This window comes from Parabacteroides timonensis, assembly GCF_900128505.1.
GTDB lineage: Bacteria > Bacteroidota > Bacteroidia > Bacteroidales > Tannerellaceae > Parabacteroides > Parabacteroides timonensis.
On record NZ_LT669941.1, the window covers coordinates 4,491,984 to 4,509,727 of the forward strand.

General features: G+C 45.1%; 11 protein-coding genes and 1 other annotated feature. Of the genes, 4 read left to right on the forward strand and 7 right to left on the reverse strand.

Going from position 1 to position 17,744, the window contains the following annotated elements:
* Positions 1–2 precede the first annotated feature (2 nt).
* From BQ7394_RS25255 to BQ7394_RS25275, 5 genes are all read right to left on the reverse strand, one after another.
* Positions 3–2,522, reverse strand: a complete 2,520-nt coding sequence (locus BQ7394_RS25255; RefSeq protein WP_075559917.1) for a GDSL-type esterase/lipase family protein — start codon at positions 2,520–2,522, stop codon at positions 3–5.
* 73 nt (positions 2,523–2,595) lie between these two features.
* Positions 2,596–3,612: a zinc-binding alcohol dehydrogenase family protein gene (locus BQ7394_RS25260; RefSeq protein ID WP_075559918.1), complete on the reverse strand. Its 1,017-nt coding sequence runs from the start codon at positions 3,610–3,612 to the stop codon at positions 2,596–2,598.
* 23 nt (positions 3,613–3,635) lie between these two features.
* Positions 3,636–4,886 (reverse strand): L-fucose:H+ symporter permease, encoded by a 1,251-nt coding sequence (fucP, locus tag BQ7394_RS25265; RefSeq protein WP_075559919.1) that lies wholly within the window; start codon positions 4,884–4,886, stop codon positions 3,636–3,638.
* 23 nt (positions 4,887–4,909) lie between these two features.
* On the reverse strand, positions 4,910–5,833 hold the full coding sequence (locus BQ7394_RS25270) for an amidohydrolase family protein (RefSeq protein ID WP_075559920.1): 924 nt from the start codon (positions 5,831–5,833) through the stop codon (positions 4,910–4,912).
* Between the two features lie 32 nt (positions 5,834–5,865).
* A complete protein-coding gene (locus BQ7394_RS25275) occupies positions 5,866–6,798 on the reverse strand; it encodes an aldo/keto reductase (RefSeq protein WP_075559921.1) in 933 nt (310 codons plus the stop codon).
* Positions 6,799–6,977: 179 nt separating this feature from the next.
* Here BQ7394_RS25275 and BQ7394_RS25280 point away from each other — a divergent pair, with 179 nt between their 5' ends.
* Together BQ7394_RS25280 and BQ7394_RS25285 are read left to right on the forward strand one after the other, a co-directional pair.
* Positions 6,978–7,994, forward strand: coding sequence for a LacI family DNA-binding transcriptional regulator (locus BQ7394_RS25280; protein ID WP_075560247.1), 1,017 nt, complete (start codon positions 6,978–6,980; stop codon positions 7,992–7,994).
* 118 nt (positions 7,995–8,112) lie between these two features.
* Complete coding sequence (locus BQ7394_RS25285; RefSeq protein ID WP_075559922.1) at positions 8,113–9,555, forward strand: MFS transporter; 1,443 nt, start codon at positions 8,113–8,115, stop codon at positions 9,553–9,555.
* 147 nt (positions 9,556–9,702) lie between these two features.
* Here BQ7394_RS25285 and BQ7394_RS25290 read toward each other — a convergent pair whose 3' ends face one another.
* Positions 9,703–10,848 carry a DUF6051 family protein gene (locus BQ7394_RS25290; protein ID WP_075559923.1) on the reverse strand — a complete coding sequence of 382 codons (1,146 nt, stop codon included), beginning with the start codon at positions 10,846–10,848 and terminating at the stop codon, positions 9,703–9,705.
* Between the two features lie 177 nt (positions 10,849–11,025).
* On the opposite strand from BQ7394_RS25290, the gene BQ7394_RS25295 reads away from it, so the two are divergent.
* Positions 11,026–11,868 carry a LytR/AlgR family response regulator transcription factor gene (locus BQ7394_RS25295; protein ID WP_075560248.1) on the forward strand — a complete coding sequence of 281 codons (843 nt, stop codon included), beginning with the start codon at positions 11,026–11,028 and terminating at the stop codon, positions 11,866–11,868.
* Positions 11,869–11,938: 70 nt separating this feature from the next.
* On the opposite strand, the gene BQ7394_RS25300 is transcribed toward BQ7394_RS25295, so the two are convergent.
* The gene (locus BQ7394_RS25300; protein WP_075560249.1) at positions 11,939–13,993 is read right to left on the reverse strand and encodes an alpha-L-fucosidase; all 2,055 of its coding nucleotides are present in this window, start codon (positions 13,991–13,993) and stop codon (positions 11,939–11,941) included.
* 287 nt (positions 13,994–14,280) lie between these two features.
* Between BQ7394_RS25300 and BQ7394_RS25305 the strand changes: the two genes are divergently transcribed.
* Complete coding sequence (locus BQ7394_RS25305; RefSeq protein ID WP_235848820.1) at positions 14,281–15,648, forward strand: Gfo/Idh/MocA family protein; 1,368 nt, start codon at positions 14,281–14,283, stop codon at positions 15,646–15,648.
* A 717-nt stretch (positions 15,649–16,365) separates the two neighbouring features.
* Positions 16,366–17,744: a sequence feature (most likely nonfunctional fraction of RNA operon), on the forward strand.

The following is a 17,744-nucleotide window of genomic DNA, read 5'->3' on the forward strand; positions in this document are numbered from 1 at the left end:
TTTTATTTGTTTACAACGAAGTTTCGTATCTGACATTCCGTACCTAAAGAATTGGGATTCTTTTCTTTCGAGATACGAAGTACCAGTTTATGAGCAGTGTCGTCTAATTCTGTTTCCAGCATATATACCCAGGGAATATAAAGGTATTTACTCCATTCGGTGAACGTATCGAGCTTTTTGAATGGGGCACCGTCGATGCTGTATTCAAGGATTCCGGCTGTCGGACCCGGTGTACAGAAAATACCGATCGCTTTTCCTGTGAAGTCGAGTGTCAATTTGTCGCCCGGACGAGTCGCTTCCAATATGGGAACATCAACGAAACCTCTTCTCTTTTCATACGTATTATCCGCACGCCAGGAAGGAACGTATTTCCAGCCTTTGTTCAGTTTAGCCTCTTTCAGGTCGATAAAGTCGCCTCCGTAATAACTGTATGCATCGAGTGGTTGTGCAGGTATTTCGTGGGCAACGACCGGACTATCGGGAGTGATTCCTTTCCACATCGTATCGAAGAGGTGGTTGATAGCTGCGGCATAGAATTTATGTCCGAACGGTAACGGATGGGTTCCGCCGAACTGTTCCCAGGTGAACTCGCCGTCCTGCATCCGTTCGCCTATTTCCTGAACGAGGTTGACAGAAGGGATCAGGTAATGGTTTGCTACCCGTTCGTGGTTCAGTATGACGTCCGGTTGCTGTTTTTTAGCAACCATCGGGATAAACGGATCGTAGATGAAGTGTAACATCACGATATCCATTTCCGGATTACTCAGTAATGCATGGCGCACTTCCCCTTCCATACCACGAACCTGTTCCAATGGAGTGAAATGGTTTGTATGGTCGTTCACGGCTGCTTCTACAAAAAGCAGGTCTATTTTTCCTTTCGAGAGAATATCATTTTTCATTCGGAAGGAACCCGGAGTCGTTCCGGTAGAACCGATGCCGGCTTCTATAAATTCGAAAGTCGTATAAGGGAAACGCTGTTGCAGCTGTTTTTCGATCATGTTCTTCCAGCCGTTCATCTCTGTGATAGAACCGCCCAGGAAAGCGACACGTGCTTTACGTTCTTTCTCGAACTTGACAAACGAGTTTTGCAGGCTGCCGCGCACATTGTAATGCAGGTATTTCTCATATTTCGGCTGGTGGCGGAGGATAAAGTCCACAACCGGTTCCGGATTTTCCAGGCTGTGGGGATGATGGTCTACACCCGGTTTGATAATTATCTCTACCGGACCGCCCAGAGCCAGGTAGCGGGAACGTACTATATCCATATTCTCCTTGAACGGAACGACTTTGTCGGCATCTCCGCAAACGCTGATGATCGGGATTCCGGCTTTTGCCAACGGTTCCAGATTGTCGATCGGATTACCTTTGAACGCATTCATCTCTTCGTCTGTCAGGTCCCATTCTTTCAATAGGTCGTTCCACAACTCTGCATTCTTTCTTCCCGGCCAGCTGAATACATTGCAAACCGGGGCGTCGATATAGATGCAGGCGATCTTGTCTGTATTTTTGGCAGCCCAGTTCAAAGCATATAACCCACCGCGGCTGAATCCTTCCAGGGTTACTTTCGGAGAAAGTCCGTACCAATCTTTCATATAATGGTAGAACTCTGTACCTAGTGCTACTGCACGTGGGTTCCCATAACAATGTGTCACATCATAATAAGCTACATGAAATCCTTTTTCCAGTAAAGCCTTGTCTACACTGGGGAAAGCATTGAAGAAAGCTGGTCGCCATATCCACGGATTTCCTTTGGCCGCCTGTTTAGGGACAACCACGATCGCATCGCGTCCCTTGAACTGGAAATCGTAACGGTCGCATCCGTTCCATTCGCTTTTCAGACCGGGAAAAGCCTGCATCCGGTGAGAAGTTTCTTTGCCTGTGATTGCTTTGTAAACGGTCTCGGCGAGCTTATGTGCACCGACCGGATCGGGATGGACATTATCCGGGAAATGTTCCTGCATGCCGCTCAATGCCGTATGCAAGTCAATGATTGGTAATTTATTTCTTTTCGCTACCTGTTCAATCACTGGAATAACACCGGCTGCAATGATACTGTCGTTAATACTGGCATCGCTGACATAGGCTTTGGGTGGATAACAAAGATAGATCTTTGGTTTTGACGGGATTGCCTTAAACGCATTGATCATCGTCTGAATATCTCCGGGAAGTCCGGCTTTGTATTTCCAGTTGAACGATTTGGAATCATTTGTCCCCAGCTTGATAACAACGATGTCGGGATTATAGCTGAGAGCATCTTTAAATATTTGCTCCTTCATGTAAGGGAGATTCCCTTTCATCAGCATGGTACGGGCACTGATACCGAAGTTTTGCACTTCATATTCTTTCCCAAGCATTTGCCCGAGAACAGAAGGATAACTGTCGCGGTCGCGGTTCGCAATCCCGGCTCCAAATGTAATACTGTTTCCTACACATGCCACCCGGATTACTTCAGCGGCTTCCTGCGCCCAGCCATTCAGACTGACGATCAGAAAAAATGCGATTAGATTGATTAGCTTTTTCATGATAACTTATCTCGATTCTTGATTTATGTTCTGTGGTGGTTAATCTTGCGAAGGTAATTAAATTTTTTATATGTCAGAACTTTACAAGAATACGAAATACTTTACCGGGAGCAACGCTCCATGCCTGCATGGCGGCAAATGCTTCTTCGGGGGTGACAATCCGGGATATCAGTTCTTCCCGCGGACAACTGTCCTGCTGAAGATAGCGTACTACAGCCCTGAAATCTTCCGGCAGTGCGTTGCGTGAACCCCGGATATCCAACTCTTTCTGTACGAAATATTTGGTCTGAAAGGTTACTTCGCTTTTCGCATAGCCGATGCATACTACCCGTCCGGTGAAAGCGACTTCGTTTACCGCTGTTACATAAGTTGCCGGACTTCCTACCGCTTCGATGACCACATCCGGTCCCAGGCCGTCCGTCATTTCCTGTAAACGTTCATGTACATTTTCAGTCTGTGAGTTGATCGTGTAACGGGCACCGATGCGTTTGGCCAGTTCCAGTTTTTCATCATCCAGATCCATGGCGATCACTGTTGCGCCTCTTAATGCAGCACGTACAATCGCTCCGCAACCGATCATACCGCAGCCGATAACCAGAACGGTGTCGATGTCGGTGACCTGTCCGCGGGAGACAGCATGAAATCCTACACTCATCGGTTCGATCAGGGCACAGTCGCGTGGAGAAATGCCGGGAGCCGGAATGACTTTCTGCCAGGGCAGAGCGAGATATTCTCCCATTGCACCGTTACGCTGTACGCCGAATGTCTCATTATGTTCGCAGGCATTTACCCGTCCGTTGCGGCAGGCGGCACATTTACCGCAGTTGGTGTAAGGATTTACGGTAACACTCATGCCCGGTTCGAATCCGCCAGGAACCCCGGGACCTACGGCTTCAATCACAGCTCCGACCTCATGACCGGGGATAACGGGAAGCTTGACCATCGGATTACGCCCCAGAAATGTGTTCAGGTCGGAGCCGCAAAAACCGACAAACTTAATTTTCAGAAGAACTTCGCCGTTTTTTACTTCCGGCTTTGCTATGTCGACTACCTGCAGTGTTGCAGGAGCGGGAATTTGTATTGCTTTCATACACATTATATATATAGTATAAATTAATCGACCACTTTATAGCCTTTCCACCCGTAGTAAGCACAGAAGAGGAAACAAACCAACGGGATCAGATAAGCGATATAATAAACAGCTTCGAAATGATGCATCACGTAAGCCGTCAGCTGGGGCAGACAGGCATTTCCGACGATTGCCATCACCAGGAAAGCCGAGCCGCTCTTGGTATTGTCTCCCAGTCCTTTCAACGCCAACGAGAACTGTGTCGGATACATGATCGACATGAAAAACGATACAGCCAGCATCGCATATAACCCGACCATGCCGCCGCATAAGGCGATCACTCCGCAAAGTACGACATTGAGCAGTGCATAAACCAGCAACATGTCCTGCGGACGAAAGCGGACCATCAATAGGGTTCCGATCCATCGTCCCAGCAGGAAAGCCAGCATATACAGACCGAAGAAAGTGGTCGCAACCGATTCCGATAACCCGGCATAACTGCAACAGTATACCAGGAAAAGGCTGTTGATCGCTGTCTGCCCTCCATTATAAAAGAATTGTGCGATCACTCCCCAGCGCAGATGCGAACGTTTCAGCACGCCGAAGTCGATCAGCTTTCCTTCTTTCTCTCCTGTATGTTCTTCGTCCTGGATACGAGGTAGTTTGGAAACAATGAAAACAACTGCGATAATGATTAATAAAAGTGCTAATAGAAGGTATGGCTGTTTCATTGAATCCGTTTCAAACTGGATGTACGCATCCCAACCTCCGGGATAATCGACGGGCAGGCTTTCACGTGTATAGTGGTTTCCGCTTAATACCAGTTTACTGAGGAACATGGCCGAGATAAAGGCTCCTAATCCGTTGAACGACTGTGCCAGGTTCAGCCGTCGGGGAGCCGTTTCCGGATTACCCAATACGGTTACGTAAGGATTGGCTGCCGTTTCCAGAAAACACATACCTGTCGCGATAATGAAAAAGATACTGAGATATGCCCAGTACTCTTTTAACAGGGCAGCCGGGAAGAACAATAAACCTCCGAAAGCAGCCAGGAACAGTCCGAAAACGATCCCAGCCTTGTAACTATACCGTTTCATGAACATGGCGATCGGGATCGGGAAGATGAAGTAAGCCAGCCAGTAGGCCGTTTCGGTAAATGATGCCTCGAACGGGTTCAGTTCGCAGGTTTTCATCAGCTGCCGGATCATGGTCGGCAACAGGTTGCTGCTGATCGCCCACAGGAAGAAAAGGCTGAATATCAGCGCCAGCGGTAGCATGTAGTTTTTCTGTTTCATGGTATGATTGTGTTAGGTCGTGTTTATTCGGACATGTTTTTGATATAAGGTAATTCGATCAGCTTTTTGAATCCATAGAAAGTGGCTGCATTTTCTCCCAGGAAGAGGTCCTTTTCCTGTTCTGTCAGTTCCTCGGTCTTCAGGATGAAATCGTATGACATCCTGTAGGTGATAGCTGTAATCGTGCGGGGATAATCCGATCCCCACATCAGCTTCTCCATGCCTACCCGGTCTGCTGCTTCGCGTATCGCTTTAACGGCACCGGGGAAAGGATAAAATTCGTCGTTGAACAACCAGGTGATACCTCCGGATTCGATGCGGACGTTCGGGTAACGTGCCAGGCTGATCTGCGCCAACCAGTTCGGTCGGGTAACCATACCGAAATGTCCGATCGCAATTTTTAATCCGGGGCATTCCTGAATCACCTCTTCCAGTTCGCTGGTCTGGCTGTCGCCATCAGCCAGATCGACGGAGAGGATCATATCTTTGTTTTCCATAAAATGGAACATTTCCATCATCTCGTCACCATTCAGACAGACCCGCCCTTCCTGGAGTAAAAGGCGTTGTGCCGGAACTTTGATAGCCTTGAATCCGCGTGCAGCCAGTTCGCGTGCCTGTGCCGCATAGCCGGGACGGCGAAATTCGCAAAGGCCACAGACAAAGAAGCGATCCGGATAGCGTTTGGCGACCTCCAGCAAATAATCGTTTTGCATGCCGTCGATAAATTCTTGGGTGACGACGGCTGCCGAAACCTGTGCATAATCCATGTTCGACAGGAATATCTCTGCCGTGTTCCTGCCATCGATGATAAACGGAGGAACCATCTGCCGGATTTCACCCATAAAGAGTGAACGTCCGTTAGTGAGTGTCCGTATTGGCAATCCGTCGACTACTGTATCCTGCCTGAGCCAAAGATGGGAATGGGCATCTATAATCTTTCTGTTCATGGTATTTTCTTTAAAGGGTATTTGTTTTCTGGTCAGGAGTTCGACCAGCTGACCCGCTTCTGGTCGCCGATAATCTCCTGTACTTCACGAACCAGGTCCCAGTCGATCGGATCTTCTATATATTGGATGTTTTTCCGGACATTCTCCGGATTTGCCGAACTGAACAGGGTAGTTGCGATTCTCGGGTTACTTACTGAGTATTGCATAGCCAGTTTTTCTATCGGGTAACCTTTGGAAGCGCAGTGTTGCACTGCTTTTTGGCAGGCTTCTACCAGTGCTGCCGGTGCCGGATGCCAGTCGGGAACACCCCGTTGCGACAATAATCCCATCGAAAGGGGAGAAGCATTGATGATACCGATCTGTTTGGATTCGAAATAATCGAAATAGTCGGCCAGCTTATCGTCGTTCAGGCAGTAGTGGCAGAAATTGAGAATGGTTTCTACCGTTCTTTCGGGGACGCGGTCGATCACCCATTGCAGGTTTTCCAGTTGAAGGTCGGTAATGCCGATATGCTTCACGATTCCTTTTTCACGTAAATCCACCAATGCCGGCAATGTTTCGTTCACTACCTGGTTGAGGTCGGCAAATTCGATATCGTGTACATTGATCAGGTCGATGTAATCCAGATGCAGCCGTTCCATGCTTTCATACACACTTTCGGTAGCCCGTTTGCCGGAATAGTCCCAGGTATTAACGCCGTTTTTTCCGTAGCGGCCGACTTTTGTTGAAAGCATAAAAGCGTCGCGGGGAATTTCTTTCAGTGCCTTTCCCAATACCGTTTCCGCCTTGTAATGTCCGTAGTAAGGGGAAACGTCGATAAAGTTCATCCCGTTTTCGACGGCAGTAAATACAGCCTGGATGCTTTCCGCTTCCCGTGTTTCATGAAAGACACTGCCCAACGAAGAGGCTCCAAAGCTCAGAACGGATACTTTCATCCCTGTTTTTCCACAATATGAGTAGTTCATGGTATGTGTGATTTGAGTTGTCGATTGCTCAAATGTATAGCTTTTATGTTTTGATTATAACCACTTTGTGCTGAAAAATCTACGCAAAGGTTTGCGTTGTTGATGTGATAATTAGAAGAAGGTAAATGATCCGATTCTACCGGAAATAAGTATATTTGCCGGAAGTAATCGGAATTGTAATGCCTAAGAAAAGACACATATCGCTGAAAGACCTGGCCAAAGAACTGGGTGTTTCCGTTTCTACCGTATCGCGTGCACTGAACGACAGCTACGAGATCAGTCCCGAAATGCGGGAACGGGTGAAGGCGCTTGCCGAAGAATGGAATTACCGGCCGAACCCGTTTGCGCTGAGTCTGTTGAAAAATACACCGCGTATTATTGGCATCATCGTGCCGGATATCGTTACTCATTTCTATTCATCGATTATCAGCGGTATCAATGACGTGGCGCGTAAGAACGAGTATTCCGTTATTATCACTTCTTCCTATGAGCAGTATGAACAGGAACTGCATTGTGTGGAAGACCTGGTAAACATGCGGGTGGAGGGTATATTGGCCTGCCTGTTACAGGAAACGACCGATTATTCCCATTTCCTTTCTTTGGAGGATATGGATATTCCGTTGGTCTTTTTCGACCGTGTCTGCCTGACGGGTACGATCCCTTCGGTGGTGGCCGATAATAAGGAGTCGGCCCGGGTGGCTACCAGGCATCTGTTGGAGACGGGGTCGAAACGGGTGGCTTTCCTGGGTGGTTCGGATCATTTGGCGATCGTGCAGCAACGTCGTGACGGATATATGGAAGCATTGAAAGAGGAAGGTTTGCCAGTCGTAGAAGAGTTGATTGTCTGTAAGAAGATGACCTATGAAGAGGGGCGGGAAGGTTGTTGCCGGTTGCTCTCATTGCCGGAACCGCCGGATGCCATCCTGGCAATGAATGACACACTGGCTTTTGCTGCAATGAAGGAAATCAAAAAGTATCAGTTCCGCATCCCTGCCGATATTGCCCTGATCGGTTATACTGACGAGCTTCATTCCAATTATGTGGAACCAGCCCTGACTGCTGTCACTCATCAGACCTATAAGATGGGAGAGGAATGCTGCAATTTACTCCTCAAGCAGATAAAGAAACGGGAGAAGCCCCGGCAGATCGTCGTACCTACTCATTTATCGGTGCGTGAAACTTCCCGAAAAAGATAATCTACCTTAAATAGATTTATTATTAAATATAAATTACGATGTATTCGCACACACAATATGCTTTGTAATTAAAAAAAATGATATATATTTGCCACAAATCATGAAAAACCAGTAAGAAATGAGCACATTAGGCAATGTGGGTCAGAAAATGACCCAGTACAGATGGACAATCTGTGCGATGTTGTTTTTCGCAACGACAGTAAATTATCTCGACCGTCAGGTCTTATCACTAACCTGGGACGAATTTATCAAACCCGAATTCCATTGGAACGAATCTCATTATGGAACGATCACATCTGTATTTTCTATTGTATATGCTATTTGTATGTTGTTCGCCGGTCGTTTTATCGACTGGATGGGAACAAAAAAAGGATATCTTTGGGCGATCGGTGTCTGGTCGGTAGGTGCCTGTATGCATGCCGGTTGCGGTATCGTAACAGAACATTATGTCGGGATGAACAGTGCTGCCGAACTGATCGCTGCAACGGGGGATGTGGTGGTGGTTCTGGCTACCGTCAGTATGTATTGCTTCCTGGTTGCCCGCTGTGTATTGGCATTGGGTGAAGCCGGAAACTTCCCGGCGGCTATCAAGGTGACAGCCGAATATTTCCCGAAGAAAGACCGCGCTTATGCTACTTCTATATTTAATGCTGGTGCTTCTATCGGTGCCTTGATTGCTCCGTTATCTATTCCGCCGTTGGCTAAATGGCTGGGTTGGGAAATGGCTTTTATCGTGATCGGTGCGCTCGGTTTTATATGGATGGGAATGTGGGTATTCATGTACACTACTCCTAATAAAAGTAAGCATGTAAATGCTGCCGAGTTGGCCTATATTGAACAGGACAAGGATGAAGATGGCGGTATCGTAAAAACAGAAGAAGAAGAGAAGAAAATCGGATTCTTGCAATGTTTCAGTTATAAGCAGACCTGGTCGTTCATTGCCGGTAAATTCATGACGGACGGTGTATGGTGGTTCTTCCTTTTCTGGACACCTTCTTATCTGAATACGCAGTTCGGTATTAAAACGTCTGATCCCTTGGGAATGGCTTTGATCTTTACCTTATATGCAATTACGATGCTCTCTATTTACGGAGGTAAACTTCCGACAATATTTATCAACCGTACCGGAATGAATCCGTATGCCGCCCGTATGAAAGCGATGTTGATCTTTGCCTTTTTCCCATTGGTGGTATTGTTGGCACAGCCGTTAGGTACTATTTCTCCCTGGTTCCCGGTTATTTTGATCGGTATCGGTGGTGCAGCCCACCAGTCCTGGTCGGCTAATATTTTCTCTACAGTAGGTGATATGTTCCCGAAATCAGCGATTGCAAGTATTACTGGCATCGGTGGTATGGCAGGTGGTGTCGGTTCGATGATCCTGCAAAAGGTGGCCGGTAACCTGTTTGTTTACGCCGATGAAACTCATATGACCTTTATGGGGTTTGAAGGTAAACCGGCCGGATATTTCATTATCTTCTGTGTATGCTCTGTCGCTTATCTGATCGGATGGGTGATCATGAAAACATTGGTTCCGAAGTATAAAGTAATTACACTTGAATAAAACAAATAGCAGCCCCGCTGCTATTATCTCAATGCAGGGAGTTGTTCCCTGCATTGTGTTGTATATTTACTTTTATCCATTTTGGTTGCCGATAATTATCGACAAGCAATTATGTCGGCAGGAAGCCAGAGTAACATCACATTGTTTTTACAGGAATGCAGCTGCTTTGCTAAAGATATGGTTGAATGCCTGATTTACGAGTGTTTGATCTGCTTTTGACCGAAACGGAAAAGGTATCTGATGAGAATACTGGAATGGGAAATCAATTTCCTCTAGTACCTTGTCAGATGCTTTCCCTATTGCCTGGATTACTCCATTTGTAGGCATCACGATATCTTTCTTTAATGAGATGGCTTTGATCTGGTTGCAGGCTCGCTGAAAGAACGATTCCCGGTAATCTTGTAATACATCCGGACGTATCATCGCTTTGAAGGCCTGTTCCAGAAAATCGTTTTTGAAAGATGTCGGTAACGAACGATTCTCTAAAAAGTCATGACGATAAAAGCGTTGCAGGCTGTCAAATGCTTCCTGATCCATAATATCGCGTGCGCTTCCGTTCATCTGGCTGAAGATCGAACCGCCGCAAAACATAAACAGGCGGGTGTCGCTGAACAACTTCTCTGGATTACTCAACAGTAATACCTGAGACAGCAACGCACCGATTGGATAGGCGAACAGGTTGATGGAAGTGTCTTCTTTAAATAAGGGGTGTTTCCCATCCTTTATTTCATGTACCAGTTGCCAAAGATTATAGACCGATTCGCGACCGGAGGCATAAAAGCGTAACGGGTTGATAGACAAACGGCTGCTTAATGCCACATTGGCGAAGGTGGAGTTGGCCAGATCATTGATCTTTAGTTTACGTTGTCCAACCCAGGGTAAGACGGCCCGTGGATTACACCAGCTACCCGGGGTACGGTTCATATGGAAAGCGATAGGGAAAAGTATGACCGGCTTTCCGGTAGTCTCCGCCAGATATTCAGCCCAAGTCAGGTATTTTTCCCAGGTACGTTCATTCAGACCATGCAGGAGAATGATCGCCTTATCCCGTTTCTCTTTTCCGGAGGGTGCGAATATGGTATAATTGAATGTTTTATTTTCTTGGATGTGGTCGTCGGTAACGGCACAGAAGTCTGTCGTTGCAAGTTCCCTTTGGAATTCGTCAATTTCGCTGGCAGCTATCGTTTGTGTGAAACGAAAGGGGATTATATCCAAACGACTTTCTTTCAGGCAGGCCTTTTTATCGTACGAGAAAAGGCTGTAAAGTTGTTGTGTGCGAAGTGAAATATCCATAACGTTTTATTTTTTACTGCAAACAAACACTATAAAAACAACTCCGCCAAATAAATGGTTTTAGTGACTATCAGAAGGGGTAGAAAGTCGAATATAGGGGCGAATTTCTTATATGTGGGGCGAATATATCAGGATTTATAGTACATTTGTTATCAAATAAGAGGCAAAAATATGGGAATGTTAGGTTATAAAATCCCCGCATATATTTATGGGAAATCGAATATCGTTCGTCTGATCCTGCTGACGGCACTTTTTGCTTTAGTGTTTATAAATATCTATAAGCCGTTCAGTTCTTCCAGTTGGTATTCGGTTTCGGAGTTTAAGTTTTTTGTTTTTTCAAGTCTGATCATTCTGACAGGAGTGTTGGTTGTCGTTATCAGCCGGATTGTGATGTATTACTGGGGACGTAAGCATGAGATTACGATCGGAGGATATGCGTTGTGGATACTGTTGGAGATTTTTTTTATGTCATTGTTTTATACGATTTATACGCTGGTACTTAATCCGGAGCGGGAATATCTGAGTGCTTTTAAGGAATCGTCTATAAATACGAGTCTGGTATTATTATTGCCTTATTCCGTCTTACACCTGTATTTCTCTTATCAGGAGAAAGAACGTCAGTTACGTTTATTGGAAGAAGACAGGGCAGAGGCGGCAAATAAGCTGTCCGTGTTTTCTTTTTATGATGAGAAGCATGAGTTACGTCTATCGGTAAAACGGAGTAATCTTTTATATATAGAATCTGCCGATAATTATGTTTGTATCTGGTATCTTAATAAAGGAGTGTTGACCAAATTTATGCTGCGTAATTCTTTGAAAGCTATCGAGGAAAGTTTAGCTGAGACGAATGTATTACGCTGTCATCGTTCATATATGGTCAATTTTGACCAGGTAAAGGTAATCCGTCGCGAAAAAGATGGTGTTTATTTGGAATTAGGTATAGAAAAGGTTCCAGATATTCCAATCTCAAAAACATATAGTGAGAAAGTAACACATTGGTTTATGACCTATTCGTCATGAATAATGAACCAATGGAGCCGACCTTGTAGAAGTCGACTCCATTGGTTCACATTTGATAAATACTGAATCCTTATTTCGTTATTACCGAAAACTCTCCAATCCCAGCCTGTGCTTGATTATCTATGATCCGTGTTGCCACAAAACGTATTTTATCCCCTTTTACAGCAGGGAAGCGGATTTCTTGTTCGATTGGATTATGCTTGATGTTGGAGAATTCTCCTTCTGTAACCTTCTTGTTGTTGACGTACAATTGATAGTTTGAAACATGTCCGCCTGCATCACGTCCCTGATTCGGTACGTACCGGAATCCGGAAATTGTTACTTCACTTGCCAATTGTATTTCAATTTCTTGCTTCCCTTTCGGTAAATAGAAGGTGGTATATCCGTTTCCATCGAACATAACCGATGTTTTTTCGTCTTTCGGATAAACGACCGTGTAGTCAGATGCCGGAATATCCAATTCTTTTGTCGATACAGGACTGCTTTTATCGAATGTGCGGTCGTATGAAATTGCTTTGATCGTTCCTCTCTGTGCAAAAGTAAAGGGTTCCGTATAACGGGGAGAATCTTTTGTCGGTTCCGTACCGTCGGTTGTATAATGAAGTTCCGAGCCTTTATCTTCTACCTGAATAGTAACCACATTTTTCAGATCACGACGGATGGCCGGTTCAGTCAATAAAGCAGGAGCAAGGAAGGCTTCTACATTATTAATACACAGCGGGCCGCGTGCCTCTTCGAAATTGATCCGTATCTTATCGGCTTTTACCGTCTGGAAACGAACGATACGTTTGTAACCTACAGTAGTGGTTGAGTCGGCAGCTTCGATTGGTGTCCATTGTCCGTCTTTTTCTGTCTCGATCGTAAAGGATTTTACGCGTTGGCCTAAAGGTATATATTCCTGTATCATCAGACGGTTTACATCTGTCGGTTTCTTAAATGTGAATGTAAGTGTTCCGTTTGTTACTCCGTCTTCTGTAGCCCAATAAGAATCCCAATCTCCGTCATTGACTTTAGCAGCCTTGAACTGACCGCCACGGGAGTTACTGGCTTCAACGGCAGTACCTTTCAAAAGATCTGTTTTCAAGTCGTTTCGTATTGTTTGATACCATTCGACAGCGCGGATAGAGTCGGTCGGACTAATCTGGCCGTTCAGGGCAACGGGGAAGTTTAATAGGAAGTTCGCATTGTGTCCGACACTACGGTAATATAAATCCACCAGATGGGATAATGATTTGACCTGGTGGTCTTCACGTGCATGATAGAACCAACCCGGACGAATGGAAACATCGCATTCGCCACCCAGCCATTGGTCGCCGTCTTCCAGTCCCCACTGGCTCTGGCGGTAATGAACACCCTCTTTCTTGGTGAACATACTCCATTGCGTATCTCCGGCCCAGCCTTCTTCATTGCCAATCCAGCGGATAGTTGGTTCGGTTCCTCCGAAAATCATAACGGATGGATTATATTTTTTGATTGTATCGACAGCAGCTTCGTATTTGTAGTAAGTGTTAGGATCGATAGAGCGGGATTCGTTAGCTCCGCCATACCACCCGTTTCCTCCGTTGGCTCCGTCGAACCAATATTCAAATAGAGGGCCATAATTGCAAACCAGTTCGTGAAGCTGAGCATGGAATTTCTCTACATATCCGGGTTGTCCGTAATTTGCACTGTTACGATCCCAGGGAGAGAGGTAGATACCGAATTTCAAACCATATTTATGACAGGCATCCGATAGCTCTTTTACCATATCTCCTTTTCCGTCTTCCCAGGGAGAGTTTTTGACACTGTATTCTGTTGTTGCGGTCGGCCACAGGCAGAAACCATCGTGATGCTTGGCGGTGAGGATTACTCCTTTGAGTCCGGCAGCCTGGATGGTACGAACCCATTGGTCACAATCCAGATTCGTCGGGTTGAAGGTGGAGGCGGGAGTGTCTCCGTACCCCCATTCGAGATCATTAAACGTATTCAAACCAAAATGGACGAAGGCGTAAGTTTCCATTTTGTGCCATTCGACCTGTTCAGGTGTCGGGATAGGATAAATTGGATCTGGTGCTTTTGTCTCTTCACAGGAGAATAAAGTGCTAAGACCTAATCCCAGGAGGAGAAGATAATTTGAGTTTTTCATCATAATAAATGTTATTGTTTAGGCTTCAAAGGTACGAAAAATATGCTTTGCATAACAAAGCTCTTCCCGTTTAGACTTTTTTAGTTATTGTATTACAGGATAAAGGGAGTCCGGTTATATACTTGGCGTCTTTTATACAATATCTACTTTCTTATTGTATAAAATACATATATATTACCTCTATACATCTAGAAATCTGGAGTATAAAACTACTGCTAAGTTTGTTTCTTTACTTTCGAATTCATATATTTGGGCGTCAGATAACTATACTATTTATTTTAAATACCATGAAAAGAAGAGATTTCTTAACAAACACAGCTTTGCTGGGTGCCGGAATACCGCTGGGTATGTCGTCGGCTGTAATGACCTCGTGTACACAACAACAAGATGCAGGTAAAGCTGTGAAAAATTATTCTCCGGAAGAATTGGGCATGTTTTCTTTCGTAGACGTAGCTCCTGATGGTAAACCATTGAAAGCAGCATTGGTCGGTTGTGGCGATCGTGGAACCGGAGCTGCAACACAGTTCCTTAAATCCGGTCCGAATGTATCTATTATCGCATTGGCCGATCTATTCCCCGACCGAATGGCTACTTGCCGGAAAGTATTATCGGAACAGTTTAAAAATGAAGTGCCTGATGCCAACTGCTTCTTTGGCTTTGATGCATATCAGAAGGTGTTGGCAATGAATGATATTGATGTTGTTCTGCTTTGTACACCGACACATTTCCGTCCGGAACAGTTCAAAGCGGCAGTGGAAGCAGGTAAACATATTTTTATGGAAAAACCTTGCGCTGTCGATCCTACTGGTATCCGTACGGTAATTGCTGCGGCGAAAGTAGCTACTTCCAAAGGACTGACTGTTGTAACGGGTAATCAGCGTCGTCATCGTAAGGATTATTGGGAAGCTTATGTTCAGGTAAAGAACGGGTTGATAGGTGATATAGTATCAACTTCTGCTCATTGGGATCAGGGTGCCTGGTGGAATAAACGGAAACGGCCCGAGTGGAGCGATATGGAATATTGTATTCGAAACTGGTTTAATATCAAATGGTTAAGTGGTGATCACCTGCTGGACCAGGCAATCCATAATATTGATGTTGTAACTTGGTTCATGGAAGACCGCCCGGTTCGTGCAGTTGGTTTCGGAGGTCGTGCTCAACGTCTGACCGGAGATATTTATGACTTTTTTAGCGTAGACTATTATTATAATAATAACAAACGGATGTTGGCTACTGCCCGTCAGATCGATGGTTGCGATGGGAATGTGTCTGAACAAGTTTATGGAACCAAAGGGGTCGCTCAGTTAAATGACAGAGGAGAGATCAAAATTGTAGATTATAATGGAAATACGCTTTGGGAATATGACTATCAGAATAAGCCAGTTAAGAATCCATACGATCAGGAGCATGTTCATTTGGTTGAATCAATTCGTTTGGATAAAAAAATAAATCAGGCAGAAGCATTGGCTTATTCTACTCAAGTTGCTATTCTTGGACGTGAAGCAGCTTATACCGGTAAACCGATTACATGGGATGAAATCATGGCATCGACTCTCCGCTATGGCCCGGAAAAATATGAAATGGGATCATTACCTGATTACAAGGAAGGAGAAGCTCCGAAACCAGGTAAAGCTCCGGATGCACCTGTTATGTAAATTGTAGGTTATGTAATAGATACGTAGTATATTTCTATTATAAGTAAGAAGGGAGATGATCATTTAGTATGTCATCTCCCTTCCTGTCCAAAGATACGTTTGACATATATCAAACGCAAAGATCACATATATGCTTTATTCGTTTGATAATTATGTTCCATTCGTTTGATATATGTGAAACGGATCTAAGTACGAATTCTTTTTATGCTATCTATAGTAATAATCCCCGGACAGTATATAACGAACTATCCCTGGTTTCCCCCGGGTAGAATCTCTTTCGGTTATCATTTTCTTCGTTGTTTCTATTGCGCCCGTACATTATATAACAATGTCTATGATGAAAAAATAATTGAAAAATAATGGATAAAAGATTTGGAGTGTATGTTGTAAAGCACTACTTTTGCATCCGCATTCGAGAGAGAACGGCGCATGACAAATGATGAAAGAGGTAACCTGTAGAGAGGGGATGAGGTTAGCGATGCTAAGCAAGACTCCAACCGCCACAGCGACTTGAAAAAAAACTTTTAAATTTTTCTTCCGAAAAATTTGGTAGTTTAAAAAAAGTCCTTACCTTTGCAGCCGCAATCGCAAGATGAGCGAAAGTTCTTTGAAAGATTTACATATCAACAAGTAGTACAAGTATTAAAAATTAATACCGTCAAAACTTGAAAATAAAATAACGGATTCTGAGCAAGACAAAACAATTTAAACAACGAAGAGTTTGATCCTGGCTCAGGATGAACGCTAGCGACAGGCTTAACACATGCAAGTCGAGGGGTAACATAAGGTAGCAATACTGAGATGACGACCGGCGCACGGGTGAGTAACGCGTATGCAACCTACCTATCAGAGGGGAATAACCCGGCGAAAGTCGGACTAATACCGCATAAAACAGGGGTCCCGCATGGGAATATTTGTTAAAGATTTATTGCTGATAGATGGGCATGCGTTCCATTAGATAGTTGGTGAGGTAACGGCTCACCAAGTCTGCGATGGATAGGGGTTCTGAGAGGAAGGTCCCCCACACTGGTACTGAGACACGGACCAGACTCCTACGGGAGGCAGCAGTGAGGAATATTGGTCAATGGGCGAGAGCCTGAACCAGCCAAGTCGCGTGAAGGATGAAGGATCTATGGTTCGTAAACTTCTTTTATANGAATGGTTTAATATTCCCATACTACTTTATAGAGCGATGTGGAGACGGAGAAGTGACAATCCTGCCAACTGACGGAATAGTTGGTTAAAGGGTGTAGACGTTGATCGTGGTAGGCAAATCCGCCATGAGAGTCGAACCTGACAGTATACCGAGTACTTGTACAAGGTAATATGGATGTAAGCAGGCTCCCTAGAAAATCCGCTAAGCATATTTATAAAGTACCCGTACCGTAAACGGACACACGTAGTTGGGTTGAGAATACTGAGGCGCTCGAGTGATTCACGGTTAAGGAACTAGGCAAATTGACCCTGTAACTTCGGGATAAAGGGTCCCTACTGAAAGGTAGGGCGCAGAGAATAGGTCCAGGCAACTGTTTAACAAAAACACATGGCTGTGCGAAATAGAAATATGAAGTATACAGCCTGACACCTGCCCGGTGCTGGAAGGTTAAGAGGAGAGCTCATCGCAAGAGAAGGTTTGAATTGAAGCCCCAGTAAACGGCGGCCGTAACTATAACGGTCCTAAGGTAGCGAAATTCCTTGTCGGGTAAGTTCCGACCTGCACGAATGGTGTAATGATCTGGACACTGTCTCAACCGTGAGCTCGGTGAAATTGTAGTATCGGTGAAGATGCCGATTACCCGCGATGGGACGAAAAGACCCCGTGAACCTTTACTATAGCTTTACATTGAATTTGGGCAACTAATGTGTAGGATAGGCCGGAGGCTTTGAAGCAGGTACGCTAGTATTTGTGGAGCCGTCGTTGAAATACGGCCCTTTGGTTGTTTGAGTTCTAACTCGCTAAATGTGAGGACACTGTATGGTGGGTAGTTTGACTGGGGTGGTCGCCTCCAAAAGAGTAACGGAGGCTTCTAAAGGTACCCTCAGACCGATTGGTAACCGGTCGTAGAGTGTAATGGCATAAGGGTGCTTGACTGGGA

Excerpts from the sequence above, each read along its gene's own strand:
- fucP (WP_075559919.1), bottom strand. The coding sequence starts at position 4,886 with ATGAAACAGAAAAACTACATGCTACCGCTGGCGCTGATATTCAGCCTT.
- BQ7394_RS25305 (WP_235848820.1), top strand. The coding sequence starts at position 14,281 with ATGAAAAGAAGAGATTTCTTAACAAACACAGCTTTGCTGGGTGCCGGA.
- BQ7394_RS25260 (WP_075559918.1), bottom strand. The coding sequence starts at position 3,612 with ATGAAAGCAATACAAATTCCCGCTCCTGCAACACTGCAGGTAGTCGAC.
- BQ7394_RS25300 (WP_075560249.1), bottom strand. The coding sequence starts at position 13,993 with ATGAAAAACTCAAATTATCTTCTCCTCCTGGGATTAGGTCTTAGCACT.
- BQ7394_RS25280 (WP_075560247.1), top strand. The coding sequence starts at position 6,978 with ATGCCTAAGAAAAGACACATATCGCTGAAAGACCTGGCCAAAGAACTG.
- BQ7394_RS25285 (WP_075559922.1), top strand. The coding sequence starts at position 8,113 with ATGAGCACATTAGGCAATGTGGGTCAGAAAATGACCCAGTACAGATGG.
- BQ7394_RS25270 (WP_075559920.1), bottom strand. The coding sequence starts at position 5,833 with ATGAACAGAAAGATTATAGATGCCCATTCCCATCTTTGGCTCAGGCAG.
- BQ7394_RS25295 (WP_075560248.1), top strand. The coding sequence starts at position 11,026 with ATGTTAGGTTATAAAATCCCCGCATATATTTATGGGAAATCGAATATC.
- BQ7394_RS25275 (WP_075559921.1), bottom strand. The coding sequence starts at position 6,798 with ATGAACTACTCATATTGTGGAAAAACAGGGATGAAAGTATCCGTTCTG.
- BQ7394_RS25255 (WP_075559917.1), bottom strand. The coding sequence starts at position 2,522 with ATGAAAAAGCTAATCAATCTAATCGCATTTTTTCTGATCGTCAGTCTG.
- BQ7394_RS25290 (WP_075559923.1), bottom strand. The coding sequence starts at position 10,848 with ATGGATATTTCACTTCGCACACAACAACTTTACAGCCTTTTCTCGTAC.